This window comes from Thalassospira sp. HJ (assembly GCF_000948415.1).
Classification (GTDB): Bacteria; Pseudomonadota; Alphaproteobacteria; order Rhodospirillales; family Thalassospiraceae; genus Thalassospira.
In genome coordinates this window covers 114,703-132,074 of sequence record NZ_JYII01000007.1, presented here as the reverse complement: position 1 = coordinate 132,074, position 17,372 = coordinate 114,703, and the positions used below count along the sequence as shown (strand labels likewise).

Genomic DNA, 17,372 nt, shown 5'->3' with positions numbered 1-17,372 from the left:
CGTTCGATGCCCCCACATCGAGCGGGCATTTTCATTTGTCGACCGGGATCGATTTTATAAAACCATTATTTGATCCATTGCATTGCAGCGAGGTCAATAATCGCTCAAAGTTGGAACTGTATCTGGCCACAACCGACGGGAACCGGCGCATGACTGCGGAAAAGAAAGCGGCAAAAAAATCCGACAAACCAGCCAAGGATGACAAAGACGATGCCTTGGGAGATGCGACGCGACGCACAGCCAAAAGCCGATCCGCGGCCAACCGGACTGAAACCCTATCGACACTCGATAGCGAAGCGAAAGACAGGTTCTTGCTGGACTCCGAGAACATGACCATGGATCGGCTTGACGATTTCCCCTCAAGCTCGAATAAGACCACCAGCCAGAACCTTAGCAATATTCCGAACGATCAGCTGCCGCCAGACATCGACCTGAACCCGAAAGCGCGGGCAAAGAAGATGCATGGCAAGCAGTATCTGGAACTGATTGCCCCGCTTCACATCGAGCTCCTGAAACTGCAAAACTGGATCAAGGCGGAAAACCTGAAATCCCTGATCATTTTCGAAGGGCGCGATGCCGCAGGCAAAGGTGGCACCATCAAGCGGTTTACCGAGCACCTTAACCCGCGTGGCGCGCGCATTGTCGCCCTTGGCAAGCCAAACGACCGCGAACTGACGCAATGGTATTTCCAGCGCTATATCGAACATCTGCCAAGTGGCGGTGAAATCACCCTGTTTGATCGGTCCTGGTATAACCGGGCGATGGTCGAACGGGTCATGGGTTTCTGCAGCATGTTTGATGTCAGCGAGTTTTTGCAGTCCGTGCCGGAACTTGAACGCATGCTGATCCGGTCCGGCATTCACATGACGAAATTCTATTTCTCGGTCAGCAAAAAGGAACAGGCACGGCGCTTCAAGCAGCGCCAAACCGATCCGCTGAAACAATGGAAGCTAAGCCCGGTTGATCTGGCCTCCCAAAACCTTTGGGATTCCTATACCGAGGCCAAACGCGACATGTTCTTCCACACATCAACCACCGACAGCCCGTGGGTGATCGTGAAGTCCGATGACAAGAAACGCGCGCGTATCAACGCCATTCGCTTCTACCTCGCGCAGTTTGATTATCCCGGCAAGCGCCCCGAGATCCTTGTTTATGACCGCCGGATCATTCACAGCGTCGCCGAGGAACTTGATGAGGATTGAGCAACCTGCTCGGGCTCTGGTCTTCCAGATCGTGAAAACATTGTCGCGGTAACATTTGCGTTCATTGACATTGCCCTCACTGCAACCTTTACTGGATGCATGTAAATCTTCGGGAGGCAAACAATGGCAAAATGTGCATTTATCGGTCTGGGTGTCATGGGATATCCGATGGCCGGTCACTTGCAGAAAGCAGGTCACGACGTTACCGTCTATAACCGTACCGCAGCAAAGGCGGAAAAGTGGGTTTCCGAATATGGCGGATCGTCCGCCCTCACCCCGGCCGAGGCGGCAAAGGGTGCGGAATTCGTCTTTTCCTGTGTTGGCAATGATGACGACCTGCGCAGCGTGATGCTGGGCGATGCGGGCATGTTTGCCGGCATGGACAAGGGTTCTGTCTTGATTGACAACACCACCGCATCGGCCGATGTCGCGCGCGAACTTTACGCGGCGGCCAAGGATATGGGCATTTCATTTATCGACGCCCCGGTTTCCGGTGGTCAGGCCGGTGCAGAAAACGGTGTTTTGACCGTCATGTGTGGCGGTGATCAGGATGCGTTTGATCGCGCTGCCCCGGTCATTGATGCCTTTGCCAAATCCTGCAAACTGATGGGTGACAGCGGTTCGGGCCAGCTGACCAAAATGGTCAACCAGATCTGCATCGCCGGTCTGGTCCAGGGCCTTTCCGAAGGGGTTAATTTCGGCGTGAAGGCCGGCCTTGATATGGAAAAGGTTCTGGATGTGATTTCCAAGGGTGCGGCTGGCAGCTGGCAGATGGAGAACCGTGGCAGTACCATGGTTGAAAACAAGTTCGACTTCGGCTTTGCGGTTGACTGGATGCGCAAGGATCTGGGCATCTGCCTTGAAGAATCCAAGCGCAATGGTGCCCGCCTGCCGGTCACAGCGCTTGTTGATCAGTTCTATGCCCAGGTGCAGGAACGCGGCGGCAATCGCTGGGACACCTCCAGCCTGATTGATCTGCTGTCACGCGGTTAAAGCACCGGCGATCCAAACATCAAGACAAACAAAAAGCGCGGCCTTTGCGGGCCGCGCTTTTTGCATTGATATCGTTTTAGGCGATTACAAACCGGCACGCAGAAGCGGCTCAACCTGATTGCGGTAATTGGCCAGCGGGCCGTTATCGAAATAGCCTACCGCACATTCAAGGACGGAATCGCGGATGGGTTCTTCACCCTCTGCGAGGTTTTCCTCAAGGTTCTCGCGGCTCGATTTGCCAAGACGTTCGATCTCGATATCCTGCTCGCAGCTGGTCGCTTCAAGCGTTGCCAGGGACTGGCGCGGATCACGACGGCGCGACGGCAGTGCGTGTTCAAGATCAATCTCGCGCTCGAACTCTTCGGCATCGGCCAAGGTAACTTCGATGTCGGGAATCACGCCATGGCCTTGCACAATGTGGTTTTCCGGCGTGGTGTAATAGCCAGTGGTGATTTTAAGCCCACCGCCAGAGGTCAGCGGCATGATGCGCTGCATCGAGCCCTTGCCAAAGGAACGCTCGCCTATGATGATGCCGCGCCCGTTTTCACGAAGGGCAGCCGCCATCAGCTCCGCACCGGAAGCCGACCCGCGATCGAGCAGGATCGCCATGGGTACCTGATCAAAGAAGTCGGACCGGTCGGCCTCGTAGCTGCGCAATTTGCGCTCCCCACGGCCTTCGGTGGCAACAATCAGACCATCACGCAGGAACTGGTCGGCAATATCGGCTGCACTATCCAGAAGCCCGCCCGGATTACGACGCAGATCAACAATGATGCCCCTCGGGGATGCGATCCTGTCTTCGAGTTCGCGCAGATATTCCTGCGTCTGATCAAGGGTCGTGGCATCAAAACGCGACACGCGGATATAACCAATATCCTGATCAATGATGCTTGCAGTTACCGATGGAACTTCGATCCGGGCGCGTTTGACTGTGACGTCAAAGCTGTCTTCGACACGCTTGATGGTGAGCGTCACCGGATCACCGACGCGGCCACGCATGCGGCGTACTGCTTCGGAAATCGGCTCCCCAACCATTTGATAGCCATCGATATGGGTAATTCTGTCATCCGGGCGCAGGCCCGCACGCGCGGCTGGTGTATCGTCAATCGGGGAGACAATCCGGATACGTTTTTCATCATCAAGCGCAATGACGATACCAACACCGGCAAAACTGCCTTCGGTACTTTCCTGCAGGCGGCGGAACATGTCATCCGTCATGTAGGCGCTGTGTGGATCAAGGTCATGCAGGCTGTCATCCAGCACCGCACCGACCACACCGACCGGCGATGTGTCATCGGTTTCAAGATCGCCCAGCATGGCAATGCTGTTATCGATGAACGCCATGCGATCGATTTTCTCGACATAGGTTTCCGACAGCACCTCTAGCGCTTCGGCATAAAGCTTGTCGGCATGGGCAAACTGTTCCTCGCTCGCACCGGCGGTCACGCTGGTGCGGTAGGCATCGAGAAACCTGCGTTCTTCATCGCTTGGCCATGCCGGACCGGCACAGGCCACCAGTCTTGTTCCGGCGAACGAAATCAGCACCGCAAACAAAATTGGCAATATTCCCTTACGCAGCAACAGCTTGCTCCTGTCCCTCAATTTTTTCGACCGAATGTATATCGGGCATCATTCGACCTTCAATTCCCGCAAGTCTAGCCTGCCTTTTTTCGCTTGGCGACCCCTTGGCATGCAATCGGCGCCAGATCACGCAACTTTTACCTGTTTGGGCGCTTACACGCACCCCCTCGCAACATATCGGTAGTCTTGTGTCATTTCGCCAGTGTTCGTGCTGAATTGCGCGACTTCAACCAATGTTGAATGTCGTCTTTCGCACGATCACGCGAAACAGACTCGATCTTGGCGCGCTGGATCGTTATGCTACGGCCAACAAAACAAGGTCGGCACAAAGCTGACTATTCCGAGCGGGCGGCTCACATTTCAGGGAGACGTCTTTTTTCATGAGCGACTTTACGCCCCCCATTTCAGATATCCGTTTTCTGATCCATGACGTGATTGGTCTGGATACGGTATCGATGCTGCCGGCCTATGCGGAAACCACCCCGGATCTGGTTGACGCCATCCTTAAAGAAGCCGGCAAATTTGCGGGCTCTGTCATCGCACCTCTTAACCGGATTGGCGATCAGGAAGGGGCAAAACTTCAGCCAGATGGGACTGTCCGCACACCAACCGGCTGGACGGAAGCCTATGCACAATTCTGCGAAGGCGGCTGGCAGGGTATTTCGGCACCTGAAAGCGAAGGCGGCATGGGGCTTCCGATGTTACTCGGGGCTGCCGTTGCCGAGATGTGGCAGGCGGCGAACATGGCCTTTGCGCTTTGCCCGATGCTGACATCCGGTGCGATTGAGGCCCTGATTGCCCATGGTTCGGATCAGCAACGTGAATTGTATCTTTCGCGGATGATATCAGGCGAATGGACCGGCACCATGAACCTGACCGAGCCGCAGGCCGGTTCTGACCTTTCGAAGGTTCGCAGCACTGCGGTGCCGCAGGATGATGGCACCTATAAAATTTCCGGTCAGAAGATCTTCATCACCTATGGCGATCACGAGATGACGGAAAATATCGTGCATCTTTTGCTGGCCCGTACACCCAATGCCCCTGCTGGTGTTAAAGGTATCTCGCTCTTTATCGTTCCGAAACACCTGGTGTCGGACAGCGGTGAAATCGGTGCGCGCAATGATGTGACCTGTGTGTCGCTTGAACACAAGCTTGGCATTCATGCCAGCCCGACGGCAGTCCTTCAGTTTGGCGACAAGGGCGGTGCAACCGGCTATCTGGTTGGCGAGGAAGGCAAAGGCCTCGCCTATATGTTCACCATGATGAACAATGCCCGTCTTGCCGTTGGCCAACAGGGTGTCGCCATTTCCGAGCGCGCCTATCAGCAGGCGCTGGATTATGCCAACACCCGAAAACAGGGTCGGGATGCCAAAACCGGTGAAGAGGCCCCGATTGCCGTTCATGGCGATGTCCAACGCATGTTGATGCGCATGCGGTCCTCAACCGATGCGGCGCGTGCGCTGTCGTTCTATGCCGCGACCCAACTGGATCTTGCCCATCATCTGTCTGATGCAAGTGAACGCGCAACTGCGCAAGCGCGCGCGGATCTTCTGATCCCACTGGTCAAGGGTTGGTCGACCGATCTTGGCGTCGATAACGCATCCCTTGGTGTTCAGGTTCATGGTGGCATGGGCTTTATCGAGGAAACAGGCGCGGCACAGCACCTTCGTGATGCGCGTATTGCGCCGATCTATGAGGGTACGAACGGCATTCAGGCGCTTGATTTCATCGGGCGCAAAGTGCTTCGCGACCAGGCACATGCCCTCAACGCGTTGCTTGCCGACATCAAGGAAACGATCCGCGACGTTCAAGCGGGCGATGACACGAGCGATCTTGCGCAGGCAAGCGGTGAACTGGATCACGCAATTACCGATATTGAAACCTCGACGGCTATCGTGCTCGAACGTTGTGCTGCGGATGCGGACATGGCGCAGGCATTGGCCACGCCATATTTGCGACAAGCGGCCTTGTGCATTTCCGGATGGTTGATGCTGCGCGCACTTCATGCCGCGAACAGAGCCGAAACACCGGGAGACTTCCGCATTTCCAAGACAAAAAGCTGCAGGTTCTTCTTTACACAACTCCTGCCAGAGGCCGCTTTCATGGCGGCACAGGTGCGCAATTGCACGGCCCCGCAAATGCATTAACGACGGTCACATTTTCGCCGTGCTTTGTGGCCAGAACCAAGTCGCATCATCGCCGCCAATGCGGAACGATGGTGCGACTTTCTTATTACCCGAATTCAACCAGCCCGATCATTCCCCCAAATGCAGGTCAACATTCGGAAATCCCGCAAGATTTGAACGGGTTTGACGACAATTTCCTGTTTCGGTTTTCGATTGCTTCTCTATAATCCGCCCAATGAATCGCTTAACCCGATATATGCTCAAACAGCAGCTGATCATGATGGTCTTTGTCACACTGGGACTTCTGTGTGTGATCTGGCTGTCGCAAAGCCTGCGCTTTGTTGAAATGATTGTGAATCGGGGCTTGTCGATCTCTGTCTTTTTACAGCTGACATCGCTACTGCTGCCCAGCTTTTTGACGATCATTATTCCGATCGCGCTGTTCTTCGTGATTGTATTTTCCTACAATAAGCTTATCCAGGACCGCGAACTGATCATCATGCGCGCGGCGGGGTTGAGCCAATGGGCGCTGGCCAAACCAGCACTGATTGTCGCACTGCTTTCAACAGCAGTGTGCTATTTCCTCACACTGTTCTACCTTCCCTACAGCTACACACAGTTCAAGGAACTGCAGTTCTCGATCCGCAACGACTTCTCGTCGGTTCTTTTGCAAGAAGGCAGCTTCACGGATATTGACGGCTTGACGGTATACGTGCGCGAAGTCGGCCGGGATAACGAGCTGCTCGGCATTCTGGTCCATGATGCCCGCGATCCGGATGCGCAAACCACGATGATGGCCAAACATGGCGCGTTGGTTCGCACTGACGAAGGCCCGCGGATTGTCTTGCTGGATGGCAACCGCCAGGAAGTCAATGCCGACGACGGCACCATGTCGATCCTTTATTTTGATCGTTATGCGGTTGATATCGCCCATAGCACGACAGAGGAAGGCTTGCGCTATCAGGAAGCGCGCGAGCGCAGTGTGTATAACCTTCTGACTGGAACGCCGCCGGATATTGCGCAGCATGATCTGGGCTCCTTCCGCGCCGAAGGTCATGATCGTTTGATCTCCCCCCTTAACGCCATCGCATTTGCCAGCATTGCATTGGCTGTTCTTGTTTCAAGCAGCTTCTCGCGACGCGGACAGACTGGAAGGCTCTTGGCGGCAATTGGTTTTATGGTTATTTGTCAGGCAACTGGGATCGCGATGAAAAACCTTGCGGCCAAGAATCCGGCACTTGTCCCGCTGATGTACATGAATGCGCTAATCCCGATTGGCTTGGGACTTTATTGGACGTTCCGCGGTCCGGTGATCAAAGCGCGGCGTGCAACTACCCAAGAGGCAGAAGCATGAGAATTTCGCCGCTTCTGACATGGTACTTTGGCAAGCATGTCCTGATCTCCATTCTGGCGATCCTAGCACTTCTCATCGGCCTGATTCTGATTGGCGATACCATCGAACTTCTGCGACGTGCTGGGAACAAGCCAGACGCGACTGTTGGGATTGTTCTGCAGATGGCGACCAGCCGAATTCCGTTCATGACCGAGAAGGTCCTGCCCTTTGCCGTTCTATTTGGGTCGATGTTCTCGTTCTGGAAGTTGACTGGCAATCAGGAGTTGGTCGTGACACGTGCGGCCGGTGTTTCTGCATGGCAGTTCATGCTGCCGCCAATCCTATGCGCCATCATTCTTGGCAGTATCCAGGTCGGCGCACTCAATCCGCTTTCCTCGATCCTGCTGCAGAAATACGAAACACTCGAAGCGCGCTATCTGCAGAACAACGCCAGTGTGATGAACCTTTCGTCAAGCGGGCTTTGGTTGCGTCAGGGGACGCAGGACGGACAAGCCGTTATTTTTGCGCGTTCGGTCAGCAGTCAGCAGGGTGATCAGCTTGATCTTCGGAACGTGACGATCTTCCGCTTTGAAGATGCGGATGATTTCACGACCCGCATTGATGCCGGGCGCGCTGTTCTGGAACCAGGCACTTGGCATTTCTATGATTCGTGGACTTTTGTTCCCGGCCAAGCCAGCACTTTCGCCGAAGAAATGATGCTGCCGACAAACCTGACGGCGCGGAAAATCCAGGACAGCTTTGCGTCGCCAGAAACCATGTCATTCTGGGATCTGAAGCCCTTTATCACGCTGCTTGAGCGTGCGGGATTTAATGCAACTCGTCACCAGATCCATTTTCACAGTCTGTTGTCGAGGCCTTTACTTTTATGTGCCATGGTTTTGATCGCGGCAGCATTTTGCCTTAAATTTTCTCGACGTCGTCGCGCCTCCCTTGTTATCGGTGGGGGTGTTGCAACCGGGTTCATTTTGTATTTTTGCACGGACGTCATTTCGGCACTGGGCGTTTCCGGCGGCATTCCACCGATTTTGTCGGCCTGGGCGCCAGCGGGAATATCCTTGTTGCTCGGGGTTACTACATTGTTACATCTTGAGGATGGCTAGCCTATGGTCATGGCGGGGGGAATGATAAAAAGACTGACAACAGGCACCATTCTGGGCTGTGGGATTTTAGTTGTCGGCAGCTTTGTAAATCTGCATCCGGCAGCCGCACAAACAAGCGCCTCGGAAACTCCGCAGCAAGAACCGGCCATCCTGTTTAGCGCAGATGAGGTTGACTACAATCAGGACCTTCAGACCGTTACGGCTCGCGGCAATGTCGAGATTTCACGTGAAGGCCGAATTCTGCTTGCCGATACGGTGAGCTATGATCGTTCTCAGGATGTTTTGACAGCCTCGGGCAATGTCAGCATCACTGAGCCCAGCGGTGAAGTTACCTTCGCGAGTTATGTCGAACTTAGCGGTGATTTCAAGGACGGGATCGTCCGGGATATTTACGTACTGCTCGACGAGAACACCCGTATTGCCGGCGCCGGAGCACGACGCAGCGGCGGGAATTTTACCGAAATTGCCAAAGCCGTTTACTCCCCTTGCAAGGTCTGTGAAGACGATGGAAGTGGCGCGACACCTCTTTGGCGCATACGTGCGGCCCGCGTCTTACACGATGCAGACGCAAAAACGGTAGAATACGAAGATGCCCGTTTGGAAGTTGCCGGCATTCCGGTCCTTTACTCTCCATATTTCCAGCATCCAGACCCGACAGTAAAACGTCAGTCCGGTTTGCTTGCCCCGTCATTTGGCAGCACAAGCCACGTTGGCACCTACTTCAGTCAACCCTATTACTGGGCGATTGACAAAAGTAAGGATATGACCTTCACGCCGACTTACACAACGGACGAAGGCCCTTTACTCGCGACAGAATATCGGCAACGCTTTAACGCCGGGGAGATGGAGGTGGTAAGTAGCGCAACCAACGACAGCAATGAAAGCTGGCAAGGTCATATTGATGCTGAAGGACGCTTTGACATTGACCCGACATGGCGTTGGGGCTTTGACGCCGAACAAGCCACTGAAAAAACTTATTTGTCGCGTTATGGCTTTGGGTCACCATCGGTCCTGACCTCTAACCTTTTTACCGAAGGGTTTAGGGGCGCGAGCTACACACGCGCAGACGCGTATTACTTTCAGGGTCTAAAAAGTGACGATGACCGTGATACGACACCTATGGTGCTGCCTCATTTACAGTTTCATGGACAGTCTGCCCCCGCCCAGTATGGCAGCATAACAACGCTTGACTTGGATGCATTGTCACTCACACGTGAAGATGGTACGGACTCACATCGTGTTTCAGCAAAGGCGGGATGGGAACTTCCCCATTTAGGTTCCATGGGCGACGTCACCAAACTCAGCCTGTCAATTCGTAGCGACAACTATATTGTCTCTGATGTGAGTCGCGAAGGCAGAGACGACTACAGCGGTTACGCTGGACGCATTCTTCCCCTTGCGGCTATCGACTGGCAGATGCCCTTCGTCAGCAATCAGGGCGCCTACCATCAGGTTATCACGCCGATTGCGATGGCGGCATGGTCTCCGAACGGCGGCAACCCGGCAGAGATATCAAACGAGGATTCCCAGTCGTTTGAGTTCGATGACATCAATCTGTTCGCTCATGATCGCTTTGGGGGCTTGGACCAAGCAGAGGACGGCTTTAGGGCAAGTTACGGACTCGAATGGGGAGTTTACGGTCCAGATGGTGGATACACGAGCGCAATGTTCGGTCAAAGCTATCGAGAGAACGAGAACGAGAACGACACCTTTGCATCAGGATCAGGCCTTGATAAGCATCTTTCTGACTATGTTGGACGCGTTACCGTATCACCTAGCAGCTATTTAGATCTGACATACCGTTATCGACTAGACAGCGATGATTTTTCTGCCCGCCGCAATCAGGTTAATTTATCTGCTGGCACTTTGGATACAATAAGAATCAATACCTCTTACGTTCACTTCACAGACGATGCGGGAAGCGAAGAGTTCGATGAACGTGAGGAAATCTATTTCCGAGCGGACAGAAAATTCAGCCAATACTGGTCGGGGCACGCCTATGGCCGCTATGACGTCGATCAGTCTGACCCCTTGGAATACGGTATCGGTTTCGTTTATGAAGATGAGTGCTTCATCTTTGATGGTCGTGTTCGCCGGACCTTCTATCAGGATCAGGACCTAGGTGAGTCTGACGAGTTCCTTTTCCGTCTGGTCTTCAAGACCTTGGGCGAATTTGCATCTGCAGCCGGATTGTAAGTAAAAATGATTTCCAAATTTTCGATTTCGACGTCCTTGAAAATCTGCGCTGTGATGGTGGCTGTCACACTTTCGATGATGGCTACACCGCTGCGCGCCCAGTCGCCTGTTGGTGTTGCGGCGGTCGTTAATGATGATCCGATTTCGATCATTGATCTTGTTGAGCGCATCAAGCTTGTTGCCGTGTCCTCAAATATCGAGATGACGCCTCAACGCAGCAACGAAATGGCGCCGCAGATTTTGCAGCAGCTGATCAATGAAAAGCTACAGATGCAGGAAGCGGAGAGGCGCGACATTGAAGTCACCGACGAGGATATCGCGCGCGGAAAGTCGATGATTGAGCAAAATGCGGGTCTGCCAGACGGTGCATTGGATCCTTATCTGACCCAGCGCCAGATTACACCGGGAACGATTGAAAACCAGATCCGTCCGCAGGTTGCCTGGCAGAAGCTTCTGGGCACCATGCGCAATGAAGTCGAGATTTCCGAAGCCGAGATCGACGACAATCTTGAACGCATCATCAGCAACCAGGGAAAACCGCGTAACCGTGTTCAGGAAATCTTCCTGCCGGTCGACAATCCGCAGGACAGCACGCGCGTTTATCAATCTGCTCAGGAAATTCTTGGCGCTGTTGATCAGGGGGCCGATTTCGGCGGTCTAGCACGGCAGTTTTCGGCCAGTGCAAGTGCGGCCAATGGTGGCGACCTTGGCTGGCTTTATGCCGGTGAAATGGCCGGCGAATTGCAACAGGCCGTCAACCAGCTTCAGCCCGGCGAGGTCAGCGCTCCGATCCAGACCATTCGCGGATATCACATCCTGAAGCTTCTTGATCGCCGCGTCGGTGACGCCAATGCCGTCACCGATACGAGGCTTGATCTTTATCAGCTGTTCGTTCCGATCAGTGGCGACATGCCCCAGGATCAGATTGATAACAGAATGGCGGTCCTGCAGAACACGCGCGAAACAGCCGATAGCTGTGAAGCCATGGCAAATGTTGCTGTCGACCTTGGCTCAGACCTGAGCGGCAAGATGGAAGGCATTTCGCCCGGCGAATTGTCCGGTCCGATCCGCCAGGCTGTCAGCAACCTTGATCAAGGCAAACCGTCAAACGTCATTCGCGTCGATGGCGGTGCACTGATGGTCATGATCTGCAACATCACCGAAGAAAGCAATCTGCCAACCCGTCAGGACATTGAAAACCGGCTGCGCATGGAACGCCTTGATATTCTGGCGCGTCGCAAACTTCGTGAACTGCGTCGTCAGGCCTTTATTGATATCCGGACCTGATCCGGTCGATAGGACTAAAAGAGGATGACAGCACTCGCACCCATCGCGCTGACCATTGGCGAACCCGGCGGCATCGGGCCAGAGCTTGCGGTCAAGGCATGGCTGAAGCGCGAACAGGATGAGATCGCGCCATTCTGCCTGATCTCCCCTGTCAGTGTTGTCAAACAGGCAATCGCGCAGAGCGGAAAGGATGTCCCGCTTGAGGTCATCAAGACGATTGATGCAGCAACAACGGTCTTCAATCACGCCCTGCCGGTCTTGGAGATCGCTGATATTTCTACCGATGTCGTATCCGGTGTCGCGTCGGCGAAAACCGCCAATGTTGTGATCGAGAGCATCACAAGGGCGGTTGAGCTGGCAACCAAAGGTGACGCCTGTGCAGTTGTCACCAATCCGATCCAGAAAAGCGCACTTTATGAAGCCGGTTTTAGCCATCCCGGCCATACAGAGTTTCTGGCTGAGCTTGCCGGCCCCGGAACAATCCCGGTCATGATGCTGGCCAACAGCCAGCTGCGCGTGGTACCACTGACCATCCATATTGCGCTCAAGGATGTCCCGACACAGCTGACAACCGAGCTGTTTGTCGAGCGTTGCCGGATCACCCACCAATCACTGAGAGAAGCATTCGGGATTACCGTCCCCCGTCTGGCCGTTGCCGGACTAAACCCGCATGCGGGTGAGGACGGTGCAATGGGAACCGAAGAGCAAACCATCATGGCGCCCGCCATCGAACAACTTCGGAACGAAGGTATCGATGTTATCGGTCCGCTTCCGGCAGACACGATGTTTCATGCAGAAGCACGCGCCAATTATGACGTCGCCCTTTGCCCCTACCACGATCAGGCTCTGATCCCGGTCAAGACGCTTGATTTCCATGGTGGTGTGAATGTCACGCTGGGATTGCCATTTATAAGAACATCGCCCGATCATGGCACTGCGCTGAATATCGCCGGCAAAGGCATTGCGCGCGCCGACAGCCTGGTCGCCGCCCTTAAGATGGCAGCCGAAATGGCAACCAAACGCCTTGCGACAGGAGCCTGACCAACGTGTCAGAACAAAGCGAACCAACAACCGGCAAACTCGCCAATGACGGCCTTCCGCCGCTACGTGACGTCATCGCGACCCACGACCTTTCGGCACAAAAGAAGTTCGGTCAGAACTTCCTGTTTGATCTGAACCTGACTGGGCGTATCGCCCGCGCGGCCGCCCCGCTGGACGATGCCACCGTCATTGAAATTGGCCCGGGCCCCGGTGGCCTGACCCGTGCCTTGCTGTTTCACGGCGCCAAGAACCTGACCGTGATTGAGCGTGACCCGCGCTGCCAGCCGGTTCTGGAGCACATCAGCAATCACTATCCCGGTGCACTGCACGTCATTGATGGTGATGCGCTGGAGGTCGATGTCACCACGTTGGGCCCGGCACCGCGCAAGATCGTCGCCAACCTGCCCTATAATGTCGGAACACAGCTTCTGCTGGGCTGGTTGATGCAGATTGATCAATTCGCCAGCCTAACTCTGATGTTCCAGAAGGAAGTCGCCGAGCGTGTCGTAGCCCGCCCGAAGACCAAGGCCTACGGTCGTCTGTCGGTGCTCTGTCAGTATCTATGTGACTGTGACATCCTGTTTGATGTCCATCGCAGCGCCTTTACCCCGCCGCCGAAGGTAACATCCGCCGTCGTGCAGCTCCGCCCCAAGGCGGATCGGGGCACCGACATCAATCTTGATAGCCTGGCCAAAATCACCCAGGCCGCCTTTGGTCAACGGCGCAAGATGCTGCGCGCCAGCCTCAAGACGCTAAACGTCAATGTCGGAGAGTTGCTTGCAAAGGCCAGCATTACTGAAACATCGCGGGCCGAGGAACTCAGTGTCGCAGACTTCGTTCGCCTGACACAGGTTCATGATGAAATGGCCGCTTCGTAAGGCAGCCATTTTCCTATTCTGTATCAGTCGGTCAGAAGCTTTTTTACAAAGCCCGGCAAACCGGTCTGACGTTCGCGTTTGATCCGCTCAGCGCCGATGATGTGCCGCACATCGGCGATGCAACGATCGAGATCATCGTTGATCAGCACATAGTCAAATTCTTCCCAATGGCTGATTTCCGCACCGGCCTTGGCCATGCGTTTCATGATCACGTCATCGGCATCCTGCCCGCGATCGCGCAGGCGGCGCTCCAGCTCGCCCGATGATGGCGGTAGGATAAAGACCGACACAACATCGTCTCCGCCCTTGTCGCGCAGCTGACGTGCACCCTGCCAGTCGATGTCAAACAGAACGTCACGCCCTTCGGAAAGCGCCTTGTCGACCGGTCCAAGCGGTGTGCCGTAGTAGTTGCCAAACACCTCGGCCCATTCAAGCAGCTCGTCATCGGCAATCATGTGCTTGAAATCATCGACGGACTTGAAGAAGTAATGTTTCCCTTCTTCCTCGCCTGGGCGGGCCTCGCGAGTGGTGGCTGAGACCGAAAGCGAAATCTTGTCATCGTTTTCAAGCAACTGACGGGTGATGGTCGTTTTACCCGCACCGGACGGAGCACAGAAAACCAGCATCACGCCACGGCGGTTATGTGGATCAGTCATCAAAGTTCCTCCCTGCCCGCTTATTCGACGTTCTGGACCTGCTCGCGGAGCTGATCAATGATCACTTTAAGCTCCATGCCGCAGTTGGTCAGTTCAATATCATTGGCTTTCGAGCATAGCGTATTGGCTTCACGATTGAATTCCTGACAAAGGAAATCAAGCTTCCGTCCGATCGAACCACCCTTGGTCAGCATGTCACGGGCGGCCGTGATATGCGCTTTCAGGCGGTCAATCTCTTCGCGGATATCGGCCTTGGTCGCAAGGATCGCTGCTTCCTGATGCAAACGTTCGGGATCAAACTTGCCCGCATCCATCAATTCTTCGACCTGGCGCTTCAGACGATCCTTGATCGCCTCGGCACGGGCGGCTTCGCACTTCTGCGCACGGGTCACGGTTGCTTCGATGTTATCGACATGGCCACGCAGCATGGCGTCCAGCTTTTCGCCTTCCTCAGCCCGGTGTGCGGCCATCTGATCAATGGCTTCGTTCAGGCTCGCCAGCACGGCAGCATCATTGGCTTCGCGGGTTGCTTCGTCTTCCTGTGGCTCATAGGCCTCAAGCACGCCACGCACATTCATAAGATCGGCAATCGTGCCAGCCGAAAGGCTGCTGGTATTGTCGAACTCTTCGGCAAGCTGGACCAGTTCGGACAACAGTTCCCGGTTCACCGAATAGGCATTGGTGTCACCAAAACGCGACACATTAAGCGTGACACCCATATTGCCGCGCTTGAAGCGTTTGGAAACCGCATCGCGGACCTTCGCTTCAAGGCGTTCAAACCCGCCATTCAGACGCAGGCGAACATCAAGGCCCTTGCCATTGACGCTGCGCAGTTCCCAGGTCCAGCCAAAACCATCAGCCGCGCCATCAACGCGTGCAAAGCCGGTCATGCTTGAAACGGTCATATTTCCATCCAGTTTGCTTTTGTGTTTGGGCGTTTATAACGATTGCCCCTACTCCCGCCAAGGGTCAACACAGCTAACACACACCATATCGCCAATATGGTATTTATAGAGCCTGTTTCATAATGCTGCCCTATTGCTGCAGCATGTTCCGCCAAAATCGATCCCGTTAATTCAAAACCCCGAACGAGCAACAATGTCCTTTCAGTACAATGCCATTCTGATCACGGGTGCCAGTTCTGGCATAGGTGCTGCCTTGGCGCGTCATTTTGCGCGCACTGGCGTGACCCTTTTTATCAGCGGACGCAACCAAACCCGCTTGCAACTGGTCGAAAATGACTGCCGCGCGGCCGGGGCAAATGTCTATGCCGATGTTCTCGACGTAACATCGCGCGAAACGATGGAGGCCTATGTCACCCATTGTGACGAAATCGCACCCCTTAGCCTTGTCATCGCCAATGCCGGTATTTCGGCCGGGACCGGTGGGCTTGGCGAAAGCCCGGAACAGGTGCGCGATATCTTTGCCACCAATGTTGCCGGCGTGCTTAACACCATTGATCCGGCAATCAAGGTCATGCGGACCCGCAGACGGGGTCAGGTCGCACTGCTCGCGTCACAAGCGTCCTGGCGTGGCTTGCCCTCTGCCCCGGCATATTGCGCCAGCAAAGCCGCTGTGCGGGTGTATGGCGAGGGATTGCGTGGCGCATTGACCCCTGATGGCGTGAAGGTCAATGTCATTTGCCCGGGCTTTGTTAAAAGCCGCATCACCGATGGCAATGATTTCCCGATGCCCTTCTTCATGCAGGCTGACAAGGCCGCCCGCAAGATAGTGCGTGGCCTTGAACGTAACAAGGGCATGATCGCCTTCCCTTGGCAAATGAACCTGATTATCGGAATGCTCAAGATGACGCCGCAATGGCTGCTGGATTTGGCCGCATCGCGGATCCCGAAGAAAACATCATCACCCGATGGCGTGAGCGACCATTAGAAACAGAAAAAGGCGGCATTCACACGATGCCGCCTTTGTCATTTTAGTCTGATCGCTCGCAGAGCATTACTGCCCGTCGCGAATACGCCGCCATTTGGCAACGTTGCGATTATGCTCCTTGAGCGTGCGGGCAAAGGCATGCCCACCCGTGCCATCCGCAACGAAATAGATATCCTCGGTCGCGGCCGGATGCAGGACAGCATAAAACGCTTCACGGCCCGGATTGGTAATCGGGCCCGGCGGCAAACCACCCGTAACATAGGTGTTATACGGGCTGTCAAAACGCCAGTCCTGACGCGTTAAGGGACGTTCAAGACGCTTGTCCGGACTGATGGCATAGGCAACCGTCGGATCAGACTGCAGGCGCATATCACGACGCAGGCGATTGACAAACACCCCGGCAACGCGGGCGCGTTCACCAGCAACACCAGTCTCGCGCTCGACGATGGAGGCCAGAATGACGGCCTCCTCGATCGTGTCAAACGGCAAGCCTTCCTGACGACCCGGCCAAAGCTGTTCGACCATCTCGTCATGAGCGGCGTGCATGCGATCAAGGATGCTTTGTTTCGTATCACCAAACGAGAACTGATAGGTTTCCGGCAACAAGGTGCCATCTGGCGGAATGTCGGTGATCTCGCCGCTTAATCCATCGACCAGATTGATCCGCTCGACGATCTCGCGGGAACGAAGGCCTTCGGGTATGGTGACGAACCGTTTGACCGTATCACCGGTCGCAAGGATTTCAGCCGCCTGTTTCGGGCTGACCCGGGCCGGGAAATGATACTCGCCAGCACGTAGCGATCGATCAAGCTGACTAACGCGCACACCTGCCAGGAAGATCAGCGGTTCGGTGATGATATTTTCACGTTGGAAAATCTCGGCAATACCGCGAACACCGGTCCCCTGCGGGATGATGATGTCGCGTTCCTGCGCCATGTTACTGGGCGATGTGTATTGCACATAAACATACACCGCTGCCCCACCTGTGGTGAGAGCAGCGGTGATGATCAGAAAGCCAAGAAAAAGCAGAAAACGCTTCAAGGGAATGCTCCCGGGTTTACTCTGCTG

General features: G+C 54.9%; 14 protein-coding genes. 10 read left to right on the top strand and 4 right to left on the bottom strand.

From position 1 onward, the window contains the following. The first annotated feature begins 149 nt into the window (after positions 1–149). Both ppk2 and UF64_RS04585 read left to right on the top strand, forming a co-directional pair. The gene (gene ppk2 / locus UF64_RS04590) at positions 150–1,202 is read left to right on the top strand and encodes a polyphosphate kinase 2 (protein ID WP_052657456.1); all 1,053 of its coding nucleotides are present in this window, start codon (positions 150–152) and stop codon (positions 1,200–1,202) included. Between the two features lie 105 nt (positions 1,203–1,307). Continuing rightward, on the top strand, positions 1,308–2,195 hold the full coding sequence (locus UF64_RS04585) for an NAD(P)-dependent oxidoreductase (RefSeq protein ID WP_304413227.1): 888 nt from the start codon (positions 1,308–1,310) through the stop codon (positions 2,193–2,195). 84 nt (positions 2,196–2,279) lie between these two features. Here UF64_RS04585 and UF64_RS04580 read toward each other — a convergent pair whose 3' ends face one another. After that, on the bottom strand, positions 2,280–3,776 hold the full coding sequence (locus UF64_RS04580; protein ID WP_235284961.1) for a S41 family peptidase: 1,497 nt from the start codon (positions 3,774–3,776) through the stop codon (positions 2,280–2,282). Between the two features lie 380 nt (positions 3,777–4,156). Here UF64_RS04580 and UF64_RS04575 point away from each other — a divergent pair, with 380 nt between their 5' ends. The 7 genes from UF64_RS04575 to rsmA all read left to right on the top strand — a co-directional run bounded on the left by UF64_RS04575 (position 4,157) and on the right by rsmA (position 13,758). Next, positions 4,157–5,923 (top strand): acyl-CoA dehydrogenase, encoded by a 1,767-nt coding sequence (locus UF64_RS04575; RefSeq protein WP_044827442.1) that lies wholly within the window; start codon positions 4,157–4,159, stop codon positions 5,921–5,923. Positions 5,924–6,137: 214 nt separating this feature from the next. Continuing rightward, complete coding sequence (lptF, locus tag UF64_RS04570; RefSeq protein ID WP_235284960.1) at positions 6,138–7,256, top strand: LPS export ABC transporter permease LptF; 1,119 nt, start codon at positions 6,138–6,140, stop codon at positions 7,254–7,256. Further along, positions 7,253–8,356 carry an LPS export ABC transporter permease LptG gene (gene lptG, locus UF64_RS04565; RefSeq protein ID WP_044827441.1) on the top strand — a complete coding sequence of 368 codons (1,104 nt, stop codon included), beginning with the start codon at positions 7,253–7,255 and terminating at the stop codon, positions 8,354–8,356. The genes lptF and lptG overlap by 4 nt, the downstream gene beginning before the upstream one ends. 3 nt (positions 8,357–8,359) lie before the next feature. After that, positions 8,360–10,552, top strand: a complete 2,193-nt coding sequence (locus tag UF64_RS04560; protein WP_044827440.1) for an LPS-assembly protein LptD — start codon at positions 8,360–8,362, stop codon at positions 10,550–10,552. A 6-nt stretch (positions 10,553–10,558) separates the two neighbouring features. After that, on the top strand, positions 10,559–11,839 hold the full coding sequence (locus tag UF64_RS04555) for a peptidylprolyl isomerase (protein ID WP_044827439.1): 1,281 nt from the start codon (positions 10,559–10,561) through the stop codon (positions 11,837–11,839). A 24-nt stretch (positions 11,840–11,863) separates the two neighbouring features. After that, positions 11,864–12,880: a 4-hydroxythreonine-4-phosphate dehydrogenase PdxA gene (pdxA, locus tag UF64_RS04550; protein WP_044827438.1), complete on the top strand. Its 1,017-nt coding sequence runs from the start codon at positions 11,864–11,866 to the stop codon at positions 12,878–12,880. A gap of 5 nt (positions 12,881–12,885) precedes the next feature. Next, complete coding sequence (gene rsmA / locus UF64_RS04545) at positions 12,886–13,758, top strand: 16S rRNA (adenine(1518)-N(6)/adenine(1519)-N(6))-dimethyltransferase RsmA (RefSeq protein ID WP_044827437.1); 873 nt, start codon at positions 12,886–12,888, stop codon at positions 13,756–13,758. A 23-nt stretch (positions 13,759–13,781) separates the two neighbouring features. Here the strand turns inward: rsmA and gmk are convergent, their stop codons facing one another. Further along, on the bottom strand, positions 13,782–14,414 hold the full coding sequence (gene gmk, locus UF64_RS04540) for a guanylate kinase (protein WP_044827436.1): 633 nt from the start codon (positions 14,412–14,414) through the stop codon (positions 13,782–13,784). 20 nt (positions 14,415–14,434) lie between these two features. Then, positions 14,435–15,319: a YicC/YloC family endoribonuclease gene (locus tag UF64_RS04535; protein ID WP_044827435.1), complete on the bottom strand. Its 885-nt coding sequence runs from the start codon at positions 15,317–15,319 to the stop codon at positions 14,435–14,437. Between the two features lie 193 nt (positions 15,320–15,512). On the opposite strand from UF64_RS04535, the gene UF64_RS04530 reads away from it, so the two are divergent. Beyond that, positions 15,513–16,304, top strand: a complete 792-nt coding sequence (locus UF64_RS04530; protein WP_044827434.1) for an SDR family oxidoreductase — start codon at positions 15,513–15,515, stop codon at positions 16,302–16,304. Between the two features lie 66 nt (positions 16,305–16,370). Here UF64_RS04530 and mltG read toward each other — a convergent pair whose 3' ends face one another. After that, entirely contained in the window at positions 16,371–17,345 is a 975-nt protein-coding gene (gene mltG / locus UF64_RS04525) for an endolytic transglycosylase MltG (RefSeq protein WP_044827433.1), read from the bottom strand. Positions 17,346–17,372 lie beyond the last annotated feature (27 nt).